Annotated in this window: 19 protein-coding genes; 6 read left to right on the top strand and 13 right to left on the bottom strand. The window is 64.8% G+C overall.

Going from position 1 to position 18,384, the window contains the following annotated elements; genetic code table 11:
* Nucleotides 1-46 precede the first annotated feature (46 nt).
* Entirely contained in the window at nt 47-1,156 is a 1,110-nt protein-coding gene (locus tag EN738_RS08265; RefSeq protein ID WP_127283253.1) for a Gfo/Idh/MocA family oxidoreductase, read from the top strand.
* Nucleotides 1,157-1,187: 31 nt separating this feature from the next.
* Here the strand turns inward: EN738_RS08265 and EN738_RS08260 are convergent, their stop codons facing one another.
* Nucleotides 1,188-1,889 (bottom strand): YafY family protein, encoded by a 702-nt coding sequence (locus EN738_RS08260; RefSeq protein WP_127283252.1) that lies wholly within the window; start codon nt 1,887-1,889, stop codon nt 1,188-1,190.
* Nucleotides 1,890-2,015: 126 nt separating this feature from the next.
* Between EN738_RS08260 and EN738_RS08255 the strand changes: the two genes are divergently transcribed.
* The gene (locus EN738_RS08255) at nt 2,016-2,651 is read left to right on the top strand and encodes a LysE family translocator (protein WP_127283251.1); all 636 of its coding nucleotides are present in this window, start codon (nt 2,016-2,018) and stop codon (nt 2,649-2,651) included.
* A gap of 86 nt (nt 2,652-2,737) precedes the next feature.
* Here EN738_RS08255 and EN738_RS08250 read toward each other — a convergent pair whose 3' ends face one another.
* The 7 genes from EN738_RS08250 to EN738_RS08215 all read right to left on the bottom strand — a co-directional run bounded on the left by EN738_RS08250 (nt 2,738) and on the right by EN738_RS08215 (nt 10,485).
* The gene (locus EN738_RS08250; protein WP_127283250.1) at nt 2,738-3,829 is read right to left on the bottom strand and encodes a 3-deoxy-7-phosphoheptulonate synthase; all 1,092 of its coding nucleotides are present in this window, start codon (nt 3,827-3,829) and stop codon (nt 2,738-2,740) included.
* Nucleotides 3,830-4,285: 456 nt separating this feature from the next.
* On the bottom strand, nt 4,286-5,080 hold the full coding sequence (locus EN738_RS08240; protein WP_127283248.1) for an SDR family oxidoreductase: 795 nt from the start codon (nt 5,078-5,080) through the stop codon (nt 4,286-4,288).
* Between the two features lie 31 nt (nt 5,081-5,111).
* Nucleotides 5,112-6,104, bottom strand: coding sequence for an inositol 2-dehydrogenase (gene iolG / locus EN738_RS08235; protein WP_127283247.1), 993 nt, complete (start codon nt 6,102-6,104; stop codon nt 5,112-5,114).
* 75 nt (nt 6,105-6,179) lie between these two features.
* Complete coding sequence (locus EN738_RS08230) at nt 6,180-6,950, bottom strand: ATP-binding cassette domain-containing protein (protein ID WP_127283246.1); 771 nt, start codon at nt 6,948-6,950, stop codon at nt 6,180-6,182.
* 2 nt (nt 6,951-6,952) lie between these two features.
* A complete protein-coding gene (locus EN738_RS08225; RefSeq protein WP_127283245.1) occupies nt 6,953-8,029 on the bottom strand; it encodes an ABC transporter permease in 1,077 nt (358 codons plus the stop codon).
* Nucleotides 8,030-8,198: 169 nt separating this feature from the next.
* Nucleotides 8,199-9,140, bottom strand: coding sequence for a sugar ABC transporter substrate-binding protein (locus EN738_RS08220; protein ID WP_127283244.1), 942 nt, complete (start codon nt 9,138-9,140; stop codon nt 8,199-8,201).
* A gap of 313 nt (nt 9,141-9,453) precedes the next feature.
* Nucleotides 9,454-10,485 carry a LacI family DNA-binding transcriptional regulator gene (locus tag EN738_RS08215; protein WP_127283243.1) on the bottom strand — a complete coding sequence of 344 codons (1,032 nt, stop codon included), beginning with the start codon at nt 10,483-10,485 and terminating at the stop codon, nt 9,454-9,456.
* A gap of 173 nt (nt 10,486-10,658) precedes the next feature.
* Between EN738_RS08215 and EN738_RS08210 the strand changes: the two genes are divergently transcribed.
* The 4 genes from EN738_RS08210 (at nt 10,659) to EN738_RS08195 (ending at nt 14,246) form a co-directional block, all read left to right on the top strand.
* Entirely contained in the window at nt 10,659-11,762 is a 1,104-nt protein-coding gene (locus EN738_RS08210; protein ID WP_189340329.1) for a fatty acid desaturase family protein, read from the top strand.
* A gap of 78 nt (nt 11,763-11,840) precedes the next feature.
* A complete protein-coding gene (locus tag EN738_RS08205) occupies nt 11,841-12,155 on the top strand; it encodes a MocE family 2Fe-2S type ferredoxin (protein WP_127283242.1) in 315 nt (104 codons plus the stop codon).
* A 5-nt stretch (nt 12,156-12,160) separates the two neighbouring features.
* Complete coding sequence (locus tag EN738_RS08200; RefSeq protein ID WP_127283241.1) at nt 12,161-13,390, top strand: FAD-dependent oxidoreductase; 1,230 nt, start codon at nt 12,161-12,163, stop codon at nt 13,388-13,390.
* A gap of 49 nt (nt 13,391-13,439) precedes the next feature.
* The gene (locus tag EN738_RS08195) at nt 13,440-14,246 is read left to right on the top strand and encodes a 3-methyl-2-oxobutanoate hydroxymethyltransferase (RefSeq protein WP_127283240.1); all 807 of its coding nucleotides are present in this window, start codon (nt 13,440-13,442) and stop codon (nt 14,244-14,246) included.
* 6 nt (nt 14,247-14,252) lie between these two features.
* Here the strand turns inward: EN738_RS08195 and EN738_RS08190 are convergent, their stop codons facing one another.
* The 5 genes from EN738_RS08190 to hslV form a co-directional block, all read right to left on the bottom strand.
* Nucleotides 14,253-15,212 carry a DUF1402 family protein gene (locus EN738_RS08190; RefSeq protein WP_127283239.1) on the bottom strand — a complete coding sequence of 320 codons (960 nt, stop codon included), beginning with the start codon at nt 15,210-15,212 and terminating at the stop codon, nt 14,253-14,255.
* 326 nt (nt 15,213-15,538) lie between these two features.
* Nucleotides 15,539-16,849, bottom strand: a complete 1,311-nt coding sequence (gene hslU, locus EN738_RS08185; RefSeq protein WP_127283238.1) for an ATP-dependent protease ATPase subunit HslU — start codon at nt 16,847-16,849, stop codon at nt 15,539-15,541.
* Between the two features lie 4 nt (nt 16,850-16,853).
* Nucleotides 16,854-17,453, bottom strand: coding sequence for a DUF2585 domain-containing protein (locus EN738_RS08180; RefSeq protein WP_127283237.1), 600 nt, complete (start codon nt 17,451-17,453; stop codon nt 16,854-16,856).
* 4 nt (nt 17,454-17,457) lie between these two features.
* Nucleotides 17,458-17,976, bottom strand: a complete 519-nt coding sequence (locus tag EN738_RS08175) for a GNAT family N-acetyltransferase (RefSeq protein ID WP_127283236.1) — start codon at nt 17,974-17,976, stop codon at nt 17,458-17,460.
* Nucleotides 17,977-18,026: 50 nt separating this feature from the next.
* On the bottom strand, nt 18,027-18,384 hold a 358-nt coding region (hslV, locus tag EN738_RS08170), incomplete at its 5' end, for an ATP-dependent protease subunit HslV (protein ID WP_127283235.1).

Below are 18,384 nucleotides of genomic sequence, written 5' to 3'. Positions count from 1 at the left end.
TTAATTCATCCACACGCTACAGTTCCCCTTCAATGGAGACATCCAAATGGTCGGAGTGGGCCTCATCGGCACGGGTTTCATGGGCAAGTGCCACGCCATTGCCTGGAGCGCGGTCGGCACCGTCTTCCCCGATGTAGCCAAGCCCAGGCTGGTGCATCTCGGCGAGGTCAATGACGAGCTTGCCAGGCGCAAGGCGGGTGAGTTCGGCTTCGCCAGGGGTTCCGGCGACTGGCGCGCCGTGGTCAACGATCCGGAGGTCGAGATCGTCTCGCTGACCACGCCCAACCAGTTCCATCCGGAAATGGCCATCGCCATCCTCGATGCCGGCAAGCATCTCTGGTGCGAGAAGCCGATGGCGCCGGGCTTCGCGGAAGCCGAGGCGATGGCGAAGGCGGCGAAGACATCCGGCAAGGTGGCGGCGCTCGGCTACAATTACATCCAGAACCCGGCCATCCGCCATATCGGCGCGCTGCTCGAGGAGAAGATCATCGGCGAGGTCAACCATCTGCGCATCGAGATGGACGAGGACTTCATGGCCGACCCGGAGGCGGCGTTCTTCTGGAAGCACGAGGCGGCGTCGGGCTATGGCGCGCTCGACGATTTCGCCGTGCATCCGCTGTCGCTTATCAAGGTGCTGTTCGGCCGCGTCGGCCGCGTCATGTGCGACATGGCCAAGCCCTATGCCGACCGCAAGGTTGCATCCGGGGGACGCCGCGCGGTCGAGACCTACGACATCGCCAGCGTGCTGATGCATCTGGAGAACGGCATTGCCGGCACGCTGCTGGTCAATCGCTCGGCCTGGGGCCGCAAGGGCCGCATCGCCATCCAGATCTTCGGTTCGAAAGGCTCGATCCTCTACGACCAGGAGCGGTTCAACGAATTCCAGCTCTACCTGACGGCAGACAGGCCGACCGAGCAGGGCTACCGCACCATCCTGGTGGCTCCACACCACAAGCCCTACGACGCCTTCGTGCCGGCGCCCGGCCATGGCCTCGGCTTCAACGACCTCAAGATCATCGAATGCCGCGAGCTCATGCTGCGGCTCGCCGGCAAGCCGGCGCGGATCATCGATTTCGATGAGGGGCTGGAGATCGAGCGCACCGTGCATGCGATGGCGCGCTCGTTCCAGGAACAGCGCTGGGTGGACGTGCGGTAACAGCCGCTTCCAACGCAAGGCCGGCAAAGCGTCAGGTGGCGGCAGCCGATGCGTTGATCTCCCAGCCGTCCACCCAGACCTGCCGCAGCCGGTCGCCTTCGCCCTTGAACCATAGGCCCGCCAGCCGGCAGTCCTCGATGCGGTCGCTGCGGAAATTGCGGATGGCCTGGCGAAGCTCACACCAGGCGACGATGTTCGCCGTCTCGGCATAGTAGATAAGGGCGACCGGGCGGATGAGGCGCTTTGTGTCGCGGCCGGCCTCGTCGCGATAGGAAAGGTCGAGCTTCTCCTCATCGCGGATGGCGCGGCGCACCAAGGCGAGATCGACCGCCGAGGCCGAGGGTGCGGCAAAACCCCAGGCATGCAGGGCATTGGTGTCGAGCGCCTGGCGCAAGGGCGGCGGCACCGCACCGGCGATCTTGGCGCCGACGCGTTTTGCGGCCTGCTTGAGCTCGTCGTCGCCGGTGCGCTCGAGCAGCGCCAGCGACAGCACGATCGCCTCCATCTCCTCGATCGAGAACATCAGCGGCGGCAGGTCGAAGCCCGGGCGCAGGACGTAGCCGATGCCGCGCCCGCCCTCGATCGGCACGCGCATCGCCTGCAGTGCCGCGATGTCGCGATAGATCGAGCGCACCGTCACTTCCAACCGCTCGGCGATCGTCGCCGCGGTCACCGGCTGCCTGGCCAGCCGCAGGATCTGGATGATCTCGAACAAGCGCGACGCCTTGCGCATTTCCTCAACGGCTCCGAACGCAACTGACACATCCCCGTCAGTTGGGATGATCTATAGGACGGCCTATCCGCTTGAAAATCAACACATTGCTCTGCGGCATTTCGGGTGAGGCAACAGACTACTGACATGGACTACGCGCAAAATCTCTGGCTCTTCTTCATCCTGCTGTTCGGCATCATCGTCGTGCCCGGCATGGACATGCTGTTCGTGCTGGCCAATGCGCTGACGGGCGGCAGCAACAGAGGTCTCGCCGCGACGGGCGGCATCATGCTGGGCGGCATTGTGCACACGCTGAACGGCGCGATCGGCGTCGGCCTGCTCATGCATTTCGTACCGATCCTGTTCACGCCGCTGCTGATCGCCGGTGCCGCCTACATGGCCTATATCGGCATCACGCTGATGCGCAGCTCCATCACCATCGGCCAGGACGGGCCTTCCGGCAGCCGTTCCGCCTGGAAGGCGTTTCGCCAGGGGCTGATGACCTGCCTGATCAACCCGAAGGCCTACCTCTTCATCCTCGCCGTCTATCCGCAGTTCCTGAAGCCGGATTACGGCCCGATCTGGATGCAGGCGACCGTCATGGGGCTGATGACGATCGCCACGCAGGCCGCCATCTATGGCGGGCTCGCGGTTACCGCCGACAGCAGCCGCCAGCTGCTGGTCGCCAATCCGCGGGCGACCGTCCTTGCCGGTCGGGCGGCGGGGCTGCTGCTGTTCGCGGTCTCGGTGTTCACCGCCTGGGAAGGTTTGAGGGCGGCGTGAGCCTCAAGGGCCCACGCCGAGTTCCTTCCGGCACCCGTCTCGGCGCTGCGCGCCGATCCACCTTCTTCCACCGGGGGAGAAGGAAGTCAGGCCGCGCCCTGCCGGGTCGCCAGCATTTCGCGCTTGGCGGACCGCCGCCATTCGACCGCGCCGGCAAGGCCGTGCAGCACCGTCTCGGTGGTCGCCCAGTCGATGCAGCCATCGGTGATGCTCTGGCCGTAGGTGAGCGGCTTGCCGGGCACCACGTCCTGCCGGCCGGCGACGAGATTGCTCTCGATCATGACGCCGATGATGCGCTCGTCGCCCGCTGCCACCTGGCCCGCCACGTCGGCCGCCACCTTCGGCTGGTTCTCCGGCTTCTTGCTCGAGTTGGCGTGGCTGACGTCGATCATCAGACGCGGCGCGACCCCGATGCGGCCGAGCTCCGCTGCGGACGCAGCGACGCTCGCCGCGTCGTAGTTGGGCTGGATGCCGCCGCGCAGGATGACGTGGCAATCCTCGTTGCCGGTGGTCGCCGCGATCGCGCTGCGGCCGCCCTTGGTCACCGCCATGAAGTGATGCGGCTGGGCGGCCGACTTCACCGCCTCGGCGGCGATGCGGAGATTGCCGTCGGTGCCGTTCTTGAAGCCGACCGGGCAGGACAGGCCCGACGCCAGCTCGCGATGGATCTGGCTCTCGGTGGTGCGCGCGCCGATGGCGCCCCAGGCGACGAGGTCGGCGATGTATTGCGGCGTCGTCATGTCGAGGAACTCGGTCGCCGCCGGCAGGCCGAGATTGTTGACGGCCGACAGCACGTTGCGCGCCATGCGCAAGCCCTTGTCGATGTTGAAGCTGCCGTCGAGGTCGGGATCGTTGATCAGGCCCTTCCAGCCGACCGTGGTGCGCGGCTTCTCGAAATAGACGCGCATGACGATCTCGAGCCGGTCGGCAAGGGCCCCGCGCAGCGCCGCCAGACGGCTGGCGTAGTCCATTGCGGCGACCGGATCGTGGATCGAACAGGGGCCGACGATGACCAAAAGCCGGTCGTCGGCGCCCGTCAGGATCGAATGGATGGCGTTGCGTGACGCGGCAACGGTACGCGTTGCCGTCAGCGTGCGCGGTATCTCGCGCATCACCTCTTCCGGCGTGCTCAGTTCCTTGAGTTCGGTGACCCGAAGGTCGTCTGTGGTGGTCAACACGGCTTTCTGCTCCTGGTTAGGAGACCTGCCGGCTGAAACAAAAAAGCCGCCAGGTCTGGCGGCTTGTCGGATTTTGATGCTGCAATCTTCAGATCGAGCGCAATCCTCCCGCCGCCAGCGAGCTACCGTAGCTAAAGTACCAAAACGAGGCGGTCAGGTGGATCATGCGGCTCATATAGTCGATGCGAAGGCGCTTGTCACGTGTCGTGTTGTAGCGGGCCAATTGGCGAAACCGTTGATGACGGCGCCCCTCTCCCCGTCACTATACGGGGAGAGGATACCGGCAGGCAGGTGAGGGGCGGCGCCTACGGCAGAAAGACAAGGCCAGGCGGAGATATCGGCCTTCAACCTAAGCTTGGACCCATTGCTGTCAAAGTCGGCGCTGCCCCTCATTGCCCTGCCGGGCATTTCTCCCCGTATAGTGACGGGGAGAAAGGGCTGGCCGCAGCGCCGGCCCTACTCGCCGACCACGCCGGCAATGTTCTGGTCGTAGTCGACCAGCGAGCCGGTCATCACACCGGCCTGCGGGCTGAGCATATAGGTGATCAGCCGGGCAAGCTGCGCCGGCTTGACCAGCTGGCCCATCGGCTGCGTGGCCTCGGCCTTTTCCAGCCAGTCGTCCGGGGCGTCGTGCCACTTCTTCTGCACGATCGCCTCGCCCTCGGTGTCCATCCAGCCCGGCAGCACCGCGTTGCAGCGGATGCGGTTCCTCCGATAGGAGCTGGCGACATTCTTGGTCAGCGTCATCAGCGCGCCCTTGCTGGTCGAATAGGGCGTCAGGAAGGACTGGCCGGCATGCGCCGACATCGACAGCACGTTGACGATCGAGCCCGGCGCCTTGCGGGCCAGAAGATGTGCGACCAGGCCCTGCATCAGGAAGAAGGGGCCGCGCACATTGGTGTCGAAGATCTGGTCGAAGACGTCCTCTGTCGTTTCGATCAGCGAGCCGCGGGCCGAGGTGGCGGCGGCGTTGACCAGCGCGTTCAGCGTGCCGAAATGCGCGATCGCCGTGTCGACGGCGCGCTTGCAGTCGGCGACCTTGGCGACGTCGGCGCTGATGAAGATGGCGTCGACGCCGCCCTTCTTCAGCGCCGCGACCGCCTTGTCGCCCTTCTCCTGCGAGCGGCCGACCAGCGCCAGCGCGCGGCAGCCCTCGTCGGCCAGCGCCTCGGCGACGGCGAAGCCGATGCCTTGCGCGCCGCCGGTGACGATGGCGCGCGTTTCCGAATTGCGACCGGCCAAACCGCTCATCGCTGTTCTCCTGTGTTCGAACTCAAAAAGCTCAGTCGACGCGAACAGTCTTGCCGGTCTTCGCCGATTTGAGCGCCGCGTCCGCAAGCTTCAGCGCCACAAGGCCGTCCGTTCCGCTTGGCGCCGCCTTCTTGCCTTTGGTTGCCGCGCCGATGAAGGCTGCGATCTCGTTGGCGTAGGCGTCGAGGTAGCGGGTCATGAAGAAGTCGTGCAGCGGCGGGCGCGTATAGCCCTTGTCGTTGGCGAGCTCGATCGACACCGGCCGCTGGGTCTCGGCGGCGACCATGCCCTTCGAGCCGTGCACCTCGATGCGCTGGTCGTAGCCATAGGTGGCGCGGCGCGAGTTGGAGATGACAGCCTGCTTGCCGGACGCGGTCTCGAGGATGACGCTGACCGAGTCGAAATCGCCGGCCTCGCCGATTTTTTTGTCCACAAGCACCGAAGCGTGTGCGCTCACCGCCACCGGCTCCTCGCCGAGCAGGAAGCGCGCCATGTCGAAATCGTGGATGGTCATGTCGCGGAAGATGCCGCCGGAGCGGGCGATGTAGTCGAGCGGCGGCGCGCCCGGATCGCGCGAGGTGATGGTGACCATCTCCACCGCGCCGATGGCGCCGTCGTCGATGGCCTTGCGCACGGCGGCGAAATGCGGGTCGAAGCGGCGGTTGAAGCCGACCATCAGCGTGGCGCCGGCCTTCTCGACCACGGCCAGGCACTTCTCGACGCGCTTGACGTCGAGATCGATCGGCTTCTCGCAGAAGATCGCCTTGCCGGCCTTGGCAAAGCGCTCGATGAGGTCGGCATGGGTGTCGGTCGGCGTGCAGATGATGACGGCGTCGATGTCCTTGGCCTTCTCGATGGCCTCGATGCTGCGCACTTCGGCACCATAGGCCGAGGCCAGGTCGCTCGCCGCCTTCTCGAAGGCGTCCGCCACGGCAACAAGTTTTGCATCGGGATTGGAGCCGACGGCGCGGGCGTGGACCTTGCCGATGCGGCCGGCGCCGAGAAGTGCGAAGCGGATAGTCATGAATTGTCCTTTGAGGGTGGTTCTAAAAACATGTCCGCGCCTGTCTGGCGCGGACGATCTGGTTGATCCCGGCCGTCAGGCGGCCTGGAGCTCCGCCTGTCCGGTCTTGGCGCCGGTGATATAGGCGACAATGTCGTTGCCGTCAGTGTCCTGCTTGCGCAGATTGGCGACGATCTTGCCGCGCCGGAAGACGACGATACGGTCGACCAGGTCGAACACCTGGCGCATGTTGTGGCTGATCAGGATCAGCGGCTCGCCATTTTCCTTCAGCGTGCGGATGATGTTTTCGACCTGTGCCGTCTCCTGCACGCCGAGCGCCGCCGTCGGCTCGTCCATGATGATCAGCTTGGAGGCGAAGGTCGCCGTGCGGGCGATTGCCACGCACTGGCGCTGGCCGCCCGACATGTGGCGAATGGTGCTGGAGAGGTTCGGGATCTTGACCGCGGTGCGGACCAGTGCGGCCTCGGTCGCCTTGCGCATGTACTTGCGATCCAGAATCGAGAACGGGCCGAGATTGAACAGCACCTTCTCGCGGCCTAGGAACAGGTTGGACGGCACGTCGAGATCGTCGGCAAGCGCGAGGTTCTGGAACACGGTTTCGATGCCCGCCTCGCGCGCCTCGATCGGCCCGGCGAAGCTCACCTCCTTGCCGTCGAACCAGACCTTGCCGTCGGTCCGCTGCTCGACGCCGGTGATCTGTCGCACGAAGGTCGACTTGCCGGCGCCGTTGTCGCCCATGATGGCGACATGCTCGCCCTTGCGCAGTTCGAAGTTGGCGCCTTCGAGAGCATGCACGCCGCCATAGCGCTTGGTTAGGTTTTCGGTCTTGAGAACGATGTCCGACATGGTCAAGCTCCTATCGCGCGGCGACGCTGGCGCCATTGGTCGAGAACCACCGCGCCGACGATGATCACGCCCTTGACCATCTCCTGGTAGTAGGCGTCGAGGCGCAGGAAGGTGAAGCCGGAGATGATGACGCCGAAGATCAGCGAGCCGATGACGGTGCCGATAATCGAGCCGCGGCCGCCCGACAGCGAGACGCCGCCGATGACCGCCATGGCGATGGCGTCGAGCTCGTACATGACGCCCATGCCGGCCTGGGCGGTGAGGTTCTTGGAGCAGAGCACGACGGCGGCGAGCGATGCGAGGATGCTGGCGATGACATAGACCAGCACCTTGTGGTTGGCGATCTTGATGCCCGACATGCGCGCGGCATCCTCGTTGGAGCCGATGGCATAGCAGTGCTTGCCGTACTTGGTGTAGGTCAGGATCAGCTGGAACAGGATCGCCAGCGAGATGAAGATGATGACCGGCATCAGGCCCTTGCCTATCGCCGCGAAGCTGTCGGTCGGAAACGAGATCGGCTGGCCCTTGGACCACCATTTGGCGATGCCGCGCGCGGTGACCATCATGCCGAGCGTGGCGATGAAGGGCGGGATGCGCGTGTAGGCGATCAGAAGGCCGTTGACCAGGCCGGCGATCAAGCCGCAGCCGATGGCGACCAGCACCGGCACGATGACCGGAAGGTCGGTCAAGCCATAGTCGATGAACATCGCCTTGGGGTTGGGATTGCCGTTGACGGTCGCCACCTGGGCGAAGCTCATGGCGATCATCGCGGTGGCGCCGACGACCGAGCCCGAGGACAGGTCGATGCCGCCGCAAATGATCACCTGCGTCACGCCGATGGCGATGATGCCGACGATCGACACCTGCAGGATGATGATCTGCAGGCGCTGCTCGTTGAAGATGGCATCGACATTGTCGCGGGTGTTGAACAGGAAGCTGTCACCGAGAAAGACCCGGCCGATCAGCTCGAAAGCGCCGACGAGGATGACGAGCGCCAGGAAAACGTTGAACTCGGCAGGCCATGCACGCTTCTTAGCATCGTAGGTCAGCCCGCCAACGCCATGGGATGTCTGTGCCACGTCTCTTTCCTCCGTCGGCCGCATTCGCCCTCCCGCCCGCACGGGCGGGAGGAAACGAGGGGCGGCGCCGTTGTTCTGATCTGATGCGCCGCCCTATTTCTCTGTCGCAATTTCGCGCGGAAAACCGTTTCACGCTTTTCCTTGGAACTGCGCTAGTGAACGGCCAGCCTCAGTTCTTCTTCAGGAACTTGTCGATGTTGGCCGGCGTGACGAGCTGGAACGGCACATAGACCTTGTGCTCGACCTTCTCGCCCTTGGACAGCTTGAGCGCGGCATCGAGCGCGCCGGCGCCCTGGCCGGCGGCGTCCTGGAACACCGTCACGTCGAGATCGCCGGCCTGCATCGCGGCGAGCGCGTCCTGGGTGGCATCGACGCCGCCGACGACGACCGTCTTCATGTCGATGTTGGCGGCCTTCATTGCCTGGATGGCGCCGATGGCGCTTTCGTCGTTGTTGGCGATGACGCCGTCGAACGGCTTGCCGGTCGACAGCCAGTTGGTCATCAGGTTCTGCGCCTGGTCACGGTCCCAGTTCGAGGTCTGCTTGTCGATGATCTTGATGAAGCTGCACTCCGGCGTGGCAATCACTTCCTCGATGTCCTTGGTGCGCTGCACCGCAGCCTGGTTGGAAAGCTCGCCCATGATCACGTAGACGTTGGCCTCCTTCTTGCCGGCTTCGGTGAACAGGCGGCAGGCTTCCTTGGTTTCGAGCGTGCCGGAATCGGCTTCGTTCGAGGCGACGAAGGCCTGGTTTTCGGGCAGCGAGTCGACGTTGACCGGTTCGCGGTTGACGTAGACGAGCGGGATCTTGGCGGCGGCCGCCGCGTCGGACATCGCCTGCGTGGCCGAGGTGTCGACCGGGTTGACGATGATGGCGTCGACGCCCGAGGCGGCGAAGTTCTTGATCTGGTCGAGCTGCTTGGCGACGTCGTTCTGCGCGTCTTCGACCTGCAGCTCGACACCGTCCATGCCCTTGGCCTGCTCGATCATGCCGTTGCGCAGCACGGTGAGGAAGTTGTCGTCGAACTTGGCCATCGACACGCCAACCTTGGCGGCAAAGGCGGACGAACTCATCAGCGCCGCGAAAGCGACGCCCAAAAGCAGTTTCTTCATTGTATTTCTCCTCCACATGGTGTCCGGCTGCACCGATTTTTGCCCGGAATCCCCGATCTCCCGAGGAATCTCTCCCGCTTGCCATCTCGATTCCGGAGGGCGCCTCCCGCGTGATGGAACGCCAAGTCCTGTGTTTGAAACAGATGTTCCGGAACGAAAGAACCAAAATGCCTAGTTCATGAAATATTTATTCCATTTCTGGCGAAGGCGTCAAGGGCGAATCGAAAGCCGAGCGCCGGATTTTCGGTCCCGTCTGATAGATTCTATCATTTGCCGCGGCTGCCCGCGCCGGCGGGCGGATAGCCGGCCCCGGCTAGATGTTTTCCGGCAAATAGATGTCGAAGGGCAGGAAGGTCTGGCCCGGCGCGTTGGCGGCGCCGGCCTCGATGGCATGCGCCATCAGGTCGACAAGTTCGCGGCAGAGCGCGGCGAGCGGAGTGGAGATCACCATGGTCAATATGTTGTCGGCAAGCGCGGCGCGCGACACGGGCGTGATCTCATTGCAGACGACCGCCGGCATCTGCTTCGGCCGCGCTTCCCGCAGGCCCGAGACCGCGCCTTCCATGCCGCCGCCGGCGACATAGCAGCCGGCGAGATCGGGATGCCGCGCCAGGAGGTCGATCATCGCGTCGTGAGTGACCTGGTTTGCCTCGAGATTGACCAGCGTCTCCAGCACGGTGAACTCCGGCGCATGCTCGCGGAAGAAGGAGCGGAAGCCGATCTCGCGCAGTTCATGACCGTGGAAGCGGTGGCTGCCGACGAAAAGGGCGACCTTGCCGGGCTTCCTCGCCGCCTTGGCGATCATCCAGGCGGCGGTGCGGCCGACCTTGCGGTTGTCGAGCCCGACATAGCCCTCGCGGATGCCGGAGGCAAAATCGGAGAGCAGCGAAAAGACCGGCAGGCCCCTCGCCTTCAGCGCCTCGACGGCGGCGGTCAATGTCGGGTGATCGGGCCCGACCAGGGCGACGGCCCTCGATCTGGTCGCCAGCCTGCGCATCTCCGCGGCGATCTCGTCCGGCACCAGCGAACTGGTGAAGTCTACCGCCGCGGTGCCGCGAAAACGCTGCGACTGCGCGACCGCCAGTTCGAGCTCGCGGGCGAACTCGCCGTAGAAAAAGTCCTCGCGCCTGAGCAACAGGAAGCCGAGGCGATATTCCGGCAATTCCTGGCGCATGCGCTGCCGGATCAGCCCAGCCGCGTGGTAGCCGATATCGGTCGCCGCTTCGTAGACGCGGCGCGCGGTCTCCTCGCGAACCGGCAAGCGGTTGTTGAGCACGCGGTCGACGGTGGCGACGCTGACCCCGGAAATGCGCGCCAGATCGGTGATGGTCGGCCGTTTCGCCATGATGGTCCTCCGATAGCCTCCCTTCCTACACCAGCCTGATGGAAAATGATAGAAACTATCTTCATGATGTTGATCCTATCATTTGTTGCCGCTATTTTGAATTTCGACGCCTGCGATCCCAGGCTCGGCATTGGCCGGCAGGAGATCCGTGAGGCGTGGTGGAGGACCCCGGAATGGCGGAAGCATTGTCCGCGACGCCGTCGCGACGCGATTACAGCCTGGTGGGCCGCGACACGCAGCTGGCCGTCGACAACGGGCTGGCGGCGGCCGAGTGGTACCACACCGAAGTTCCCCGCAAGCAGATGAAGGAGCTGATGCAGCGTTCCGACGGACCGGCGCTGCGCGATACCATCATCTGGCTCGGCGCCCTGGTCGTCAGCGGCGCCGGCGGCGCCTGGTTCTGGGGCACGTGGTGGTGCGTGCCGTTCTTCTTCGTCTACGGCACGCTCTACGGCTCGTCGACCGACTCGCGCTGGCACGAATGCGGCCATGGCACCGCTTTCCGCACCCAGTGGATGAACGACGCGGTCTATCAGCTCGCCTGCTTCATGATCATGCGCAATCCGGTGACCTGGCGCTGGAGCCATACGCGCCACCACACCGACACCATCATCGTCGGCCGCGACCCGGAAATCGCCATCATGCGGCCGCCGGACCTCATCCGCGTCGTCCTCGCCTTCGTCGGCGTCCTCGACGGCTGGCATGCGATGAAGGACATGGTCCGTCATTCAGCCGGCATCATCAACGCCGAGGAAAGGACCTATGTTCCCGAGCAGGAGGTGCCAAGGGCGATCCTGATCGCGCGCATCTGGCTGGCGATCTACGCGGCGACGATCGCGCTGGCGCTCTACACGGGCTCGTTCCTGCCGCTGATGCTGGTCGGCCTGCCCCGTCTCTATGGCGCCTGGCACCATGTGCTGACCGGCATCCTGCAGCATGGCGGGCTGGCCGACAACGTCATCGACTACCGGCTGAACAGCCGCACCGTCTACATGAACCCGATCAGCCGGTTCATCTACTGGAACATGAACTACCATGTGGAGCACCACATGTTCCCGATGGTGCCCTATCACGCGCTGCCCAGGCTGCACGAGCTGATCAAGCACGACCTGCCGGCGCCGACGCCGTCGATCCTGGCCGGCTACCGCGAAGTGATCCCGGCCTTCCTGCGCCAGCTGCGCAACGAGGACTATTTCCTCAAGCGCGAGCTGCCGCCGACCGCCCGGCCCTATCGCGAGGAATTGCACAACGACAAGGCCGCCGCCGCGGCCGAGTGAGATCGCCCTAAAGCGCCAAGCCGCAGACAAGTGGGCGCCATGCAATGGCGGGCGCCAGGCAGAGTATCGGAGAGATCGATGAGCGACTGGATCGAGGCCTGCAAGGCCGATGACATCGACGAGGAAGACGTGAAGCGGTTCGACCATGGCGGCCGCACCTTCGCCATCTACCGCAGCCCCGACGACGAGTATTTCGCCACCGATGGGCTCTGCTCGCATGAGAAGGTGCACCTGGCCGACGGCCTGGTCATGGACGACATCATCGAATGCCCGAAGCACAATGGCCGCTTCAACTACAAGACCGGGGCGGCCAAGGGCGCGCCGGTCTGCGTCAACCTCAGGACCTATCCGGTCAAGGTCGACGCCGGCAAAGTCCTCATTCAGATCGGGTGAGGGAAATGCACGCGGGAATGGTGATCATCGGCGCCGGCGAATGCGGCGGACGGGCGGCGCTGACGCTGCGCGACCTGGGTTACGAGGGCCCGGTGACGCTGGTTGGCGACGAACCGCATCTGCCCTATGAGCGGCCGCCGCTGTCGAAAGAGGCGATGACCGGCCCGGCGCCGGCGATCAAATCGATCACCAGCGACGCGGTGCTGGCCGAACGCTCGATCCGGCATATCCATTCGGTCCGCGCCGTGGCGATCGACCGCGCAGAGCGTCTCGTGCGCCTGTCGGACGGTTCCTCGCTGCGCTACGACAAGCTTTTGCTGGCGACCGGCTCGCTGCCGCGCAAGCTGCCGATGCCGGGGCTGGGCGAACGCTGCGTCTATTTGAGGACCTTCAACGATGCGCTCGCCATTCGCGCGCATCTCAATCCGAAGAACCGCGTAGCCATCATCGGCGGCGGTTTCATCGGCCTCGAACTCGCCGCTTCGTCGCGCAAGCTCGGCGCCACCGTCACCGTCATCGAGGCGCAGCCGCGCATCCTGATGCGCGGCGTGCCGGCCGAGATCGCAGCGGTGATCCACAAGGCGCATGAGGCCGAAAGCGTGACCATCCTCGCCGGCCAGGGCATCGAAGCGATCGCCGATGACGGCAAAGAGGTGCGCATCAGCCTTACCGGCGGACAGCAAATCGTCGCCGACCTGGCGGTGATCGGCATCGGCGCCGTGCCGGTGACCGGGCTTGCCGCGGAAGCCGGGCTGGCGGTCGACAATGGCATCGCTGTCGACGCCGAGCTGCGGACCGCCGACCCCGACATCTTCGCCGCCGGCGACTGCTGCTCGTTCCCGCTTGCCGCCTATGGCGGCCGCCGCGTGCGGCTGGAAGCCTGGCGCAACGCGCAGGAGCAGGGCGCGCTGGCGGCGAAAAACATGCTCGGCGCCGGCGAGGCGCATGCGGCGGTGCCGTGGTTCTGGTCGGATCAGTATGGACTAACGCTGCAGATCGCCGGGCTTTCCGACGAGGGCAGGAGCATGGTGCGGCGCGATCTCGACGACGGCGCGTTCATCCTGTTCCACCTGGCCGAGGACGGACGGCTGGTCGCCGCCAGCGGCATCGGTCCGGGCAATGCGGTGGCGCGCGACATCCGCCTGGCGGAGATGCTGATCGCCAAGCGCGCGGCGCCGGGATCCGAGGCGCTCGGCTCGCAAACGGTCAAGCTGAAATCGCTGCTGGCGGCGTGAGGCCTAGGGAAACTGCAAGCATCTCGCCGGCATGAGGGAGACCAAAAGGATGGCACGCAGCAGACCGACGGTCGCCGACCTGCAAGCGCTGAAGGGCAAGCGGCAGCTCTCCAAGCTGCGAGTATTCTCGCTGGACGAGGCGGAAGCCGCCGAACGCGCCGGCATCGACATGATCTCGGTCACCTATGAGCTGATCTTCGATCCGCGCTTTCGCGACGCCGCGCCGACCTGCTTTGCCATTCCTGGCGACGAGCAGGCGAAGATGGGCGCCACCACCGACGAGATCCTGCGCATGGCTGTGAAGCTGCGCGCCGCAAGCGCCGACGCCATGTACTGCTCGGCCAGCCTGCAGACGATCCGCCGCCTGCGCGACGAGCACATCCCGGTCTGCGGCCATGTCGGCCTGATCCCGGCGCATGCGACCTGGACCGGCGGCTTCAAGGCGGTCGGCAAGACCGCCGAAAGCGCCGCCTTCGTCTGGAAACAGGTCAAGGACCTCGAGGCGGCCGGCGCCTTCGCCGCCGAAATCGAGGTGGTGCCGGCCGAGGTCGCCAGCGCGATCTCGCGGCGCACGCCGCTGATCATGATCTCGATGGGCGCCGGCGCCGGCTGCGATGCGCAATACCTGTTCTCGGAAGACGTGCTCGGCACCAATCGCGGCCGCTATCCGCGCCACGCCAAGCGTTACCGCGACCTCGCGGCGGAGTTCGACCGCATCCAGAACGAGCGCATCGCCGCGTTTAGCGAATATGCCGACGACATCCGGTCGGGCGCCTATCCGGAACCGCGCCACATGGTCGAGGCGGACGCCGGGGAATTGCGCAAATTCGAGGCGTTTCTCGACGCGGAAGGCTAAAGGGCGCTAGAACAGCGCCTTCAGCTCGTCCAGTTTGTCGTTGACCAGCCAGCCGTAATAGTTTTCTTCGGGCAGCTTTTCCGGCTCGCCCGCAGCGCGGCGCTTGTCGTTCTCGGCCTTCAAGGCAGAGGCGCGCTGCTCGGGATTGCCGACATTGTAGAGCGTTGCGGTGAGCCCGGGATTGTCGGAGATGTCGAAGCCGGCAATGTTCTTATAAGCATCGATCGACGTCCTGATCGTCGCCGCGACATAGGCCAGCGTCAGGTCCGGATCCATGATGGTCTTGTAGACCGTGTTCGGATCGCCGACGTCGAGCTTCGGCAGTCCGGAAACCTTGTGCACGAGATCGCTCATCTGCAGCGCGGTCAGCGGATTGAGCTGGCCGAGGCCGAAGGTCTGGCCGGCATAGTAGGGCTGGAAGAAGGTGGCGCCGAACCGGTCGTTGGGGAAGCTTGTGCCGCCAACGCTTTTGCCGCGGAAAGAATGGTTCCAGACCTGCTCGCGGCACTCCCACAGATCGTAGCTGTCGGTCATGCCGGCGCATTTCTTGAATTCGGGGCGCTGGACGAAATCGCTGATGTCCTCGCCGTCATAGGCGAAGGAGAGCTTGCTCGACAGGTAGGAGATCGCCTTGACGTAATAGGTCTGCAGCCGGTCGTAGGCGTCGACATTGTAGGTATGCTCGCCGACGATGGCGCCGACGATGTGCATCGGGTCGATGCCGTAGGCGGCGGCCTCCTTGCTGATCTTGGCGCGCAGATCGGCGTCGCTCTTCAGCAGCGCGTAGACCTTGCGGTACTTGGCCTGGAAGGTGGTGTTGGTGGCTTGTGTGCGCCGGCTGGAGGCGCCCGGTATGTCGGGCTGGACCGCGTTGCGGTTTCCCGGCGGCACCAGGGTCCGCGCGTCGGCAATAGAAACAGCCGCCGCCATAGCCAGGCCGAGAAGGAGAAGAAGCCGTTTTTTCATACGCCGCCGCCCGTCAAGGCGCACGGCCGGAGCGATCCGGCAACGCGCCTTAAGTGTTGTCTTCCATGCGCCTCCCAAACCGCTCGCCAGTCTGGGGCACGCCCGAGTCGCCGGGCAAACTAGGTAAAGCAGGAGGGAGAGTCGAGAGAAGCCCGCCTGCCGCCGGGGCGAAAGCCGGCCGGTTGCTTCCATTTGGCCACACCCCGCCCGCCGCACCGGGCAAGCCTTACCGGCCCGCCCGAAGCCGGAACCCTGCCCAGCATCGGGTTCCTTGCTGATGCATATCGTTGTCCCAAAACCGCTGCGCACTTTTGGGCGACATGCATTTACAGGATGAATCTGGACAAATCCGTGTTCCTCGAGAGGTCGCCGACATGCTTTTGCACATAGGCGGCGTCGATGGTGACGGTTGTGCCGTTGCGGTCCGGCGCGTCGTAGGAGATCTCGTCGAGCACCCGCTCCATCACCGTCTGCAGGCGGCGTGCGCCGATATTCTCGACGCTGGCGTTGAGATCGACGGCAATGCCGGCCAGCGAATCGATGGCATCGTCGGTGAAGGTCAGCTCGACCCCTTCCGTCTTCATCAGCGCGACATACTGCTTGATCAGGCTCGCCTCGGTCTCGGTGAGGATGCGGACGAAGTCCTCCTTCTCCAGCGCGCGCAGCTCGACGCGGATCGGCAGGCGGCCCTGCAGTTCCGGCAAAAGGTCGGACGGCTTCGACACATGGAAGGCGCCGGAGGCGATGAACAGGATATGGTCGGTCTTTACCGGGCCGTACTTCGTCGCGACCGTCGTGCCTTCGACCAGCGGCAGCAGGTCGCGCTGCACGCCTTCGCGCGACGGGCCGCCCGAAATGTCTGACCTGGCGGCGATCTTGTCGATCTCGTCGAGGAAGACGATGCCGTCATTTTCCGTCGCGTCGAGCGCCCGGCGGATCACCTCGTCCTGGTCGAGCAGCTTGTCGGACTCGTCGTTGACCAGCAGCGCGTAGGAATCGCGCACCGTGGTCTTGCGGCTCTTGGTCTTGCGGCCGCCCATCGCCTTCGACAGCATATCGTTGATGTTGAGCACGCCGATATTGCCGCCCGGCATGCCGGGTATCTCGAAGCCGGGCATGCCGCCGGTGCCGGTGTCGGCGACTTCGATCTCGATCTCCTTGTCGTCGAGCTCGCCCTCGCGCAGCTTCTTGCGGAAACTATCGCGCGTGGCCGGGCTCGCCGTCTTGCCGACCAGGGCCTCCAGCACGCGTTCCTCGGCATTGATCTGGGCGCGCGCCGCGACGTCCTCGCGCATCTTCTCGCGCGCCAGGCCGATGGCGACCTCGACCAGGTCGCGCACGATCTGCTCGACGTCGCGGCCGACATAGCCGACCTCGGTGAACTTGGTCGCCTCGACCTTGACGAAGGGCGCGCCGGCGAGGCGAGCCAGGCGGCGCGAGATCTCGGTCTTGCCGACGCCGGTCGGGCCGATCATCAGGATGTTCTTCGGCATCACCTCCTCGCGCATCTGGCCTTGCAACTGCTGGCGGCGCCAGCGGTTGCGCAGCGCAATGGCCACGGCGCGCTTGGCGTCCTTCTGGCCGATGATGAAGCGGTCGAGTTCCGAAACGATTTCGCGGGGGGAGAATGTGCTCATGTCACTAAATTCCACTTTGCCACTGCTTGATGGACTCGAACGGATGCAGCAGCATGATCACGTTGAGCGTCAGATTGTCCCGGATGATGTAGCCAGTGCCGAGCTCGAAGATGAGGGCGAGGGCGACGACCACCCATATAGGAAGCTTTCGCGCCATCACAAATCCCAGAACCATGGCCAGCGTGTCGGACACCGAATTGATGATCGAGTCGCCGTAATAATCGAGCGAGATCGTGCCGGCGCGGTAGCGCTCGATGATGAAAGGGCTGTTCTCGAGCAGTTCCCAGCCGCCTTCGATGAGGACGGCGAAGGCGAGCCTGAGCCCGATCGGCGAGCGCGGAAAGAGAAAGCGCGCCAGCGCGTAGAACAGGAAGCCATGGATGATGTGCGAGGGCGTGTACCAGTCGGAAATGTGCTGCGAGTTTTCCGAGCTCAGCACCACGCCGTGCCAGAGTTTCACGTAGCCGCAGGTGCAGATCGGAGGATGGCCCATGCCGTAAAGCGCGCCGGCCTGGAAGATGAGCAAAGCCAGCACGAGCAGCAGCCCCATGCGCCAGCTGTCCTCATAGGCCGAATAGCTGTTGTCGTCGCCCGTCGCGTTCATTTGGTCAGCCCCCCTCTTCCGTGCCGGCCGCATCGACGGCCATCAGCACGACGTCCCCATATTGCGATTGTCTGCGGCCGATGGCCCTGAAGCCGGCCTTCTCATAGGCGCGAATGGCGCGGCCATTGTCCGGATGCGGATCGATGATGACGCGCGGCGCCCCTTCCTCGAAAAGCTGCTCGACGAACTGCCGCACGATGGCCGAGCCGTGGCCGACGCCGACCAGCTCGGCCCGACCGATCGACAGGTCGATGCCCAGCGTGCCGAACGGCTGGTCGGCATAGGGATGATCGTCCTCCAGATGCGGATCGTAGCTCTGCAGATAGGCGATCGGGCTGCCGTCGAGCTCGACGATCAGCGGCTCGACCGAAACCGAGTCGATGTGCTCGCGGATCTCGGCGATCTCTTTTTGCGGATCGTCCCACCATTCGGCGACATGCGGCTCGGCCAGCCAGCCGGCGATCATCGGCAGGTCTTTTTCGGTCACCGGCCGAAAATCGTAGCTGTGCTCTTGATTGGCCATGATCTTATCCGAAAACCGGGTCCCACTTTTCGGGATCATGGTCGATTGCCTCAGGCGGCATCGAGCGTTTCGACGACAAAATTGCTGTTGGTGTAGACGCAGATGTCGGCCGCGATCTGCATCGCCTTGCGGGCGATCTCCTCGGCGTCCTTGTCGGTGTCCATCAGCGCGCGGGCGGCGGCCAGCGCGTAGTTGCCGCCGGAGCCGATGGCCATGACGCCATGTTCGGGCTCGAGCACGTCGCCGGTGCCGGTCAACGCCAGCGAGACCGATTTGTCGGCAACCAGCATCATGGCTTCCAGCCGGCGCAGGTAGCGGTCGGTGCGCCAGTCCTTGGCGAGTTCGACGCAGGCCCGCGTCAACTGATCGGGATATTGCTCGAGCTTGGCTTCGAGCCGCTCCAGAAGG

Source organism: Mesorhizobium sp. M4B.F.Ca.ET.017.02.2.1, from assembly GCF_003998955.1.
In the GTDB taxonomy this organism is placed as follows: Bacteria; Pseudomonadota; Alphaproteobacteria; order Rhizobiales; family Rhizobiaceae; genus Mesorhizobium; species Mesorhizobium abyssinicae.
Note: the sequence above shows the minus strand (reverse complement) of the source record. Positions and strands in the feature narration are given on the sequence as shown.

Excerpts from the sequence above, each read along its gene's own strand:
- EN738_RS08200 (WP_127283241.1), top strand. The coding sequence starts at position 12,161 with ATGCACGCGGGAATGGTGATCATCGGCGCCGGCGAATGCGGCGGACGG.
- EN738_RS08255 (WP_127283251.1), top strand. The coding sequence starts at position 2,016 with ATGGACTACGCGCAAAATCTCTGGCTCTTCTTCATCCTGCTGTTCGGC.
- EN738_RS08205 (WP_127283242.1), top strand. The coding sequence starts at position 11,841 with ATGAGCGACTGGATCGAGGCCTGCAAGGCCGATGACATCGACGAGGAA.
- hslU (WP_127283238.1), bottom strand. The coding sequence starts at position 16,849 with ATGAGCACATTCTCCCCCCGCGAAATCGTTTCGGAACTCGACCGCTTC.
- EN738_RS08240 (WP_127283248.1), bottom strand. The coding sequence starts at position 5,080 with ATGAGCGGTTTGGCCGGTCGCAATTCGGAAACGCGCGCCATCGTCACC.
- iolG (WP_127283247.1), bottom strand. The coding sequence starts at position 6,104 with ATGACTATCCGCTTCGCACTTCTCGGCGCCGGCCGCATCGGCAAGGTC.
- EN738_RS08190 (WP_127283239.1), bottom strand. The coding sequence starts at position 15,212 with ATGAAAAAACGGCTTCTTCTCCTTCTCGGCCTGGCTATGGCGGCGGCT.
- EN738_RS08215 (WP_127283243.1), bottom strand. The coding sequence starts at position 10,485 with ATGGCGAAACGGCCGACCATCACCGATCTGGCGCGCATTTCCGGGGTC.
- EN738_RS08180 (WP_127283237.1), bottom strand. The coding sequence starts at position 17,453 with ATGAACGCGACGGGCGACGACAACAGCTATTCGGCCTATGAGGACAGC.
- EN738_RS08175 (WP_127283236.1), bottom strand. The coding sequence starts at position 17,976 with ATGGCCAATCAAGAGCACAGCTACGATTTTCGGCCGGTGACCGAAAAA.
- EN738_RS08195 (WP_127283240.1), top strand. The coding sequence starts at position 13,440 with ATGGCACGCAGCAGACCGACGGTCGCCGACCTGCAAGCGCTGAAGGGC.
- EN738_RS08230 (WP_127283246.1), bottom strand. The coding sequence starts at position 6,950 with ATGTCGGACATCGTTCTCAAGACCGAAAACCTAACCAAGCGCTATGGC.
- EN738_RS08220 (WP_127283244.1), bottom strand. The coding sequence starts at position 9,140 with ATGAAGAAACTGCTTTTGGGCGTCGCTTTCGCGGCGCTGATGAGTTCG.
- EN738_RS08260 (WP_127283252.1), bottom strand. The coding sequence starts at position 1,889 with ATGCGCAAGGCGTCGCGCTTGTTCGAGATCATCCAGATCCTGCGGCTG.
- EN738_RS08265 (WP_127283253.1), top strand. The coding sequence starts at position 47 with ATGGTCGGAGTGGGCCTCATCGGCACGGGTTTCATGGGCAAGTGCCAC.
- EN738_RS08210 (WP_189340329.1), top strand. The coding sequence starts at position 10,659 with ATGGCGGAAGCATTGTCCGCGACGCCGTCGCGACGCGATTACAGCCTG.